1 pseudogene is annotated in these 1154 nt (G+C 55.6%); it reads left to right on the top strand.

The annotated features are described in order from the left end of the window. Nucleotides 1-1154, top strand: a pseudogene (locus tag BMZ14_RS14565) (IS3 family transposase); the annotation flags it as partial.

The raw sequence follows: 1154 nt of genomic DNA on the forward strand, positions 1-1154 counted from the left end.
CAACACGAAGAAAATACGCTACGGAGTTCAAGCGGGAAGCGGTACAGCTAGTTAGGTCCAGTAGTCAGCCGGCAAGTCAGATTGCACGTGATCTGGGGATTGATCCCAACATGCTGAGCCGTTGGTGCCGGGAACTGGGCGCAATTGGTACCCAAGCCTTTCAAGGTCAGGGCAAGCCCCGTGATGAGGAAATGGCTGCGCTCAAAAGAGAGCTAATTCAAGTCAGGAAGGAACGGGATTTTTTAAGAGAAGCGGCAGCGTTCTTCGCGAAAGCGTCGAAATGAGATATCGCATGATCGAACGTTGCCGCGATGCCTTCCCTATTCGCCTGATGTGTCGTTGCCTGCATGTATCAACCAGCGGTTACTATGACTGGCGCGATCGCCCTTTAAGTCATCGGGCACGTGATAACCGGCGTTTGCTTGAGCGCATCAAGAAGATTCATGATGGTAGCGATGGGGTCATGGGCAGCCCTCGGATTTGGCAGGAGTTGCGGTATGGCGGCGAGCCGTGCGGTCGCCATCGCGTAGCGCGGCTGATGCATCAGCAGGGGCTACGAGGCATTCCCCAGCGTAAACGCTGGCGCAAGAAGGTCTCCGGGCAGCGGCCAGGGAATGTGTACAATCATCTGCAGCGCGACTTTACAGCCAGTGAGCCCAACACCCGGTGGGTGGCGGACATAACCTATGTGCGCACTCAGGAAAGCTGGCTGTATCTGTGCGTGGTAGTGGATCTTTACTCGGGCATCGTGGTGGGCTGGTCGATGAGCCATAGCCAGGATCGGCAACTGGTGCTACAGGCCGTACTTATGGCGCTGTGGCAACGCGAGGCGAAAACCACGGTCATCCTGCATTCGGATCGCGGCTGTCAGTTTACCAGTGACGAATACCAGCGCTTCCTGCAGGGACACGATCTGATTTGCAGTATGAGTGCGGTAGGCAGCTGTGCCGACAATGCGGCAGCGGAAAGCTTCTTTGGCGTGCTCAAGCGCGAGCGAATATATCGCCGACAGTATCGAACCCGGGCTGAAGCACGGACAGATATCTTCGACTATATCGAGCGATTCCACAACCCAAGAAAAAGAAGGCAGCTGGAAATGCGTCAACGGCATGCTTTAGGCTTAACCATCCGTCCGTGAAAATGGGGCAAAACCC

This window comes from Nitrosospira briensis (assembly GCF_900115125.1).
GTDB classification, from domain to species: Bacteria; Pseudomonadota; Gammaproteobacteria; order Burkholderiales; family Nitrosomonadaceae; genus Nitrosospira; species Nitrosospira briensis_A.